The sequence below is a fragment of the Micrococcus sp. HG099 genome, from assembly GCF_024723355.1.
Taxonomy (GTDB): Bacteria; Actinomycetota; Actinomycetes; order Actinomycetales; family Micrococcaceae; genus Micrococcus; species Micrococcus endophyticus.
Map to the genome: position 1 here is coordinate 1 of NZ_JANQCJ010000146.1, position 4,534 is coordinate 4,534.

The following is a 4,534-nucleotide window of genomic DNA, read 5'->3' on the forward strand; positions in this document are numbered from 1 at the left end:
CCACCGCCCAGGCCACCAGCCCGACGGCGCCCAGCAGGCCCCAGCCCACCCGCCAGCCGACGTCGTCCGGGAACGAGTTCAGCGCCCACGGCAGGGCCAGCCCGCTCACCACGATCCCCAGCCCGCCGCCGGCCACGTACACGCCCATGAGCAGGGCCGCCGTCGGGACGCGGGCCGACGCCCCCACGGCCGCGGCGGCCGCCCCCGCAGTGCCCGTCCCCGCCCGCAGCGAGGCGGCCAGCGCGGCCGTCAGGGCCGCGCCGAGGATGAACGTGACCGCGCCGGAGAAGCCGGCCACGAGCCGCAGCACGAGCAGCACCGGCAGCAGGGTGCTCAGCGCCGAGGCGCCCAGGGCCAGGGCCGTGGCGAGCAGGCTCCAGCCGAACGCGGCGTGCACGCCCATCCGCCGCCCGAGCCGCGAGGCGAACACCGCGCCGCCCAGGTAGCCGAGCGCGTTCACCGTGTTGAGCAGGGCCGCCGTCGCGTAGGACCACCCCAGGTCCGCCTGCATGGGCGGCAGCAGCACCGCGTACGCGAACCGCGCCAGGCCGAACGCGGAGGCGGGCGCGGCCGCGAGGGCGAGGGCGATCCACAGGGCGCGGGGGAGGCGGGTCACGGCGGGTCCTGGTTCCGTCGCACGCCGGGCGGCGGGGCGACTGTGGTGGGCGTCACGCCCACCGTAGGCCACCGGGGAGGCGGCTCACTCCGCGCGTCGCCGGGCCTCGTCCTGCTGGGCCATCCGCCGCCGACACCCGCCGCCGATCGACCCGCCGACACCCGCCGTCGCGGCCTCGTCCCCGGGGCCGCCAGCTCCTCTGGTGAGTCCACACCCGGCGCCCCGGCAGAATGACCCCATGGCATCCCCGCAGCCCCCCGCTTTCGGCCCCGTCCTCCACCACCGCGCCCACGGCATGGCCCCCGGCGATGCCATCTCCCCGCCGCTGGTGCACGCCTCCGCGTTCCACCTGCCCGGCGCCGGCCCGGACGGGGCCCCCGTCGCCCCCGGTGCAGACGTCGCCTTCCAGTACGCCCGCTGGGGCACCCCCACCTGGGCCGCGCTCGAGGCCGCCCTCGGCGTGCTCGAGGACGCCGACGTCGCGGTCGTCCCCTCCGGCATGGCGGCCATCGCCTCCGTGCTGCTCTCCCACCTGCGCCCCGGCGACCGCGCCCTCCTGCCCTCGGACGGCTACGGCGCCACCCGCGCCCTGGCCGCCGAGCACCTGAGCCCGATCGGCGTGCACGTGGACCTCGTCCCGACGCCGGCGCTCGCCTCCGCCGACCTCGCCGGCTACGACCTCGTCTTCGTCGAGACCCCCTCCAACCCCGGGCTGCGCGCGGCGGACATCGCCGACGTCGCCGCCCGCGCCCACGCGAACGGGCGCCGCGGCGGGGCCGGCGCCCTCGTGGTCGTGGACAACACCTCCCTCACCCCGCTGGGGCAGCGGCCCCTGGACCTCGGGGCGGACGTCGTCGTCGCCTCGGACACCAAGGCCCTCAACGGGCACAGCGACGCCCTCGGCGGGCACGTGGCCAGCCGCGACGCCGACGTGCTCGCCCGCGTGCGCGGCTGGCGCACCCTCACCGGCGCGATCCTCGGCTCGCACGAGGCGTGGCTGATCCACCGCGGTCTGGAGACCCTCGAAGTCCGGTTCGCCCGGATGTGCGCGTCCGCGCTCGCGGTCGCCGAGCTCGCCGCGGGGCACCCGGCCGTGCGCGCGGTGGCCTACCCGGGGCTGCCGGACCACCCGGACGCGGAGGTCGTGGCGCGCCAGACGGCGGCGGCGGGCTCCGTCGTCGGGCTGGAGTTCGCGGACGCCGCGGCCGCCGAGCGCTTCCTCGCCGCGGCGCGGCTCGTGGTCCCGCAGACCAGCTTCGGCGGCACCCACACCTCCGCCGAGCGCCGCGCCCGCTGGGGCGACGACGTCCCGGCCGGCTTCGTGCGCCTCTCCGTGGGCGTGGAGCCGACGGCGGAGCTGCTGGCCGACGTCGAGCGGGCGCTGGAGGCCGCGGGCTGACGGGCCGCGCGGCTACGCTCGGCCCGAAAGCGAGTCGCGACGCGTCGTCGTGACCGGACCCCCGCCCCGAAGGAGGCCCGCCCCGTGCAGCTGGACCTGATCGTGGAGAACGCGCACCTGCTCACCGGAGACCCCGCCCGCCCCGAGGCGACGCGGCTGGGGGTGTGGCGGGGCGCCGTCGTCGGGGTGGACGAGGAGCTCGACGGCCTGGGCGCGCGCGAGCGCCTCGACGCGCGGGGCCGCACCGTGCTGGCCGGGTTCAACGACGCCCACGCGCACAGCGTGTGGTTCGGCCAGTCGCGGCTGGACGTGGACCTCGAGGGCGCCCACACCGCGCAGGAGGTCTACGACCGGATCCGCGCCCGCGCGGCCGAGCTGACCCCGGGCGCGTGGGTGACCTGCACCGGCTTCGACCCCGGTCACCTCACCGGCCCCCAGCCGGACCGGGACGGCCTCGACGCCGCCGCGGCCGGGCGCCCCGTGCTCATCCGCCACAACACCGGCCATGCGTTCACCGTGTCCGGGGCAGTGCTGTTCCTGGCCGGCGTGGGGGAGCAGGTGATGCAGCAGCCCGAGGGCGGGCGGATCATCACGGACGCCGCGGACCGGCCCACGGGCCTGCTCGAGGAGACCGCCATGAACCTCGTGACCCGGCTGCTGCAGCCGGAGTCCCACGAGCACATCGGCGCGTGCCTGGCCCGCGCCTCCCAGGAGTACGCAGCCGAGGGCATCACCTCGGTGACGGACGCGGGGATCGCCGGCGGCTGGATCGGCCACAGCCCCCTCGAGTTCGGCGCCTACCAGCGCGCCCGGGACGCGGGCCTGCTGCGCACCCGCTTCCAGACGATGGTCACCCTGGACGCGCTGCGCCCCGTGGACGGCCACGCCGACGAGGGCACCCACCTCACCCTCGACGCCGGAGTGCGCACCGGCGTGGGCGACGAGTGGCTGCAGATCGGCCCCGCGAAGGTGTTCACCGACGGCTCCATGCTGGGCCAGACCGCCGCGATGACCGCGGACTACTGCGGGCACGGCCACGGCCGCGGCTACCTGCAGCAGGACGCCGGCGAGATGCGCCGGGAGTGCCTCGGTGCGGCCGCCGCCGGCTGGTCCCTGGCCCTGCACGCGATCGGCGACGCCGCCCTGGACTTCGCGCTCGACGTGATCGCCGAGGCGCGGGCCCGGTTCGGGCGGCCTGTGATGCCCCACCGCGTGGAGCACGGGGGCGTGGTCCGCGACGACCAGGTGGCCCGCCTGGCCGAGCTGGAGGTGGTGATGACCACCCAGCCGAACTTCATCAGCGCCTTCGGCGGGTCCGTGACCGAGCGGATCGGCGCCGAGCGGGCGGCCCTGTCCTACCCCGCCGGCCGGCTGCTGCGCGCGGGCCTGGTGCTGCCCGGCAGCTCGGACCGTCCCGTGGCCGGCGGCCGCCCGCTCGACGTGATCCAGGACTTCGTGCAGCGCCGCACCGAGACTGGCGAGCAGTACGGCCCGGACCTCGAGCGGCTGACCGTGGCCCAGGCCCTGCACGCCTACACCGTCGGCTCCGCGGAGGCGACCGGCTGGGGCGGGCGCAAGGGGCGGCTCGTGGCCGGCCAGCTCGCGGACTTCACGGTGCTCAGCGCCGACCCCCGGGCGGTGCCGAGCGAGGAGATCGCGGCGATCGACGTCGTCGCCACCGCCGTGGGCGGGGAGTTCGTGCACGGCGGGCTGTGACGCCGTCCGGGACCCCCGGCGGGGGCCGGACCGCATCGCGAGACGAATGTCCGGCGGGGTCCGGGCGCGCTGGTAATTTCCACGCATGACCCTCACCGCGGCCCTGCTCTCCTTCGCGCTCCTCGCCCTGCTGATCACCATCACGCCCGGCCTGGACAACGCCCTGGTGCTGCGGTACGCCGGCCGTCAGGGCTCGGGGGCCGCGTTCGCCGCGAGCGCGGGCATCTGCGCCGGCCTGTTCGTGTGGGCGCTGGCGGCGTCCCTGGGCATCAGCGCCCTGCTGGCGGCGTCCGAGGTGGCCTACACGGCGCTGCGCTGGATCGGCGCGGCGTACATGGTCTACCTGGGCGTGCGGATGCTGATCTCGGCCATCCGCGGCGGGTACGGGGCGCCCGGCGGCTCCTCGGTGGCGACCGTGCGCTCCCGGGACGCGTTCCGCACCGGGTTCACCGTGAACCTGCTCAACCCCAAGGTCGGCGCGTTCTACGTGGCCCTCATCCCGCAGTTCATGGTGTCCGGCGTCGCCCCGGCGGCCATGGGTGTGCTGCTGGCCGTGGTGCACATCGCGGTGTGCATGGCGTGGTTCGTGGTGCTGATCGCCCTCGTCGGCGTGGTGAGCGGCTGGCTGCAGCGCCCGTCCGTGCAGCGCGGCCTCGACGGCGTGGTCGGCACCGCCCTCGTGGGCTTCGGCGCCCGCCTGGCCCTCGCCAAGGCCTGACCCGGCCCGCGGGCCCCCCCCCCCCCCCCCCCCCCCCCCCCCCCCCCCCCCCCCCCCCCCCCCCCCCCCCCCCCCCCACCCCCCT

General features: G+C 77.2%; 4 protein-coding genes. 3 read left to right on the forward strand and 1 reads right to left on the reverse strand.

The features are described 5' to 3' along the window. On the reverse strand, positions 1-616 hold a 616-nt coding region (locus tag NWP10_RS10475), incomplete at its 3' end, for a YbfB/YjiJ family MFS transporter (protein ID WP_258300863.1). 238 nt (positions 617-854) lie between these two features. On the opposite strand from NWP10_RS10475, the gene NWP10_RS10480 reads away from it, so the two are divergent. From NWP10_RS10480 to NWP10_RS10490, 3 genes are all read left to right on the forward strand, one after another. Next, the gene (locus NWP10_RS10480) at positions 855-2,015 is read left to right on the forward strand and encodes a cystathionine gamma-lyase (protein ID WP_248193640.1); all 1,161 of its coding nucleotides are present in this window, start codon (positions 855-857) and stop codon (positions 2,013-2,015) included. Positions 2,016-2,099: 84 nt separating this feature from the next. Further along, complete coding sequence (locus NWP10_RS10485) at positions 2,100-3,731, forward strand: amidohydrolase (RefSeq protein WP_258300864.1); 1,632 nt, start codon at positions 2,100-2,102, stop codon at positions 3,729-3,731. Positions 3,732-3,816: 85 nt separating this feature from the next. Next, positions 3,817-4,449: a LysE family translocator gene (locus tag NWP10_RS10490; RefSeq protein ID WP_248193636.1), complete on the forward strand. Its 633-nt coding sequence runs from the start codon at positions 3,817-3,819 to the stop codon at positions 4,447-4,449. Positions 4,450-4,534 lie beyond the last annotated feature (85 nt).

What these genes read in the sequence shown, in the direction of transcription:
- NWP10_RS10480 (WP_248193640.1), top strand. Translation starts at nt 855, where the DNA reads ATGGCATCCCCGCAGCCCCCCGCTTTCGGCCCCGTCCTCCACCACCGC.
- NWP10_RS10490 (WP_248193636.1), top strand. Translation starts at nt 3,817, where the DNA reads ATGACCCTCACCGCGGCCCTGCTCTCCTTCGCGCTCCTCGCCCTGCTG.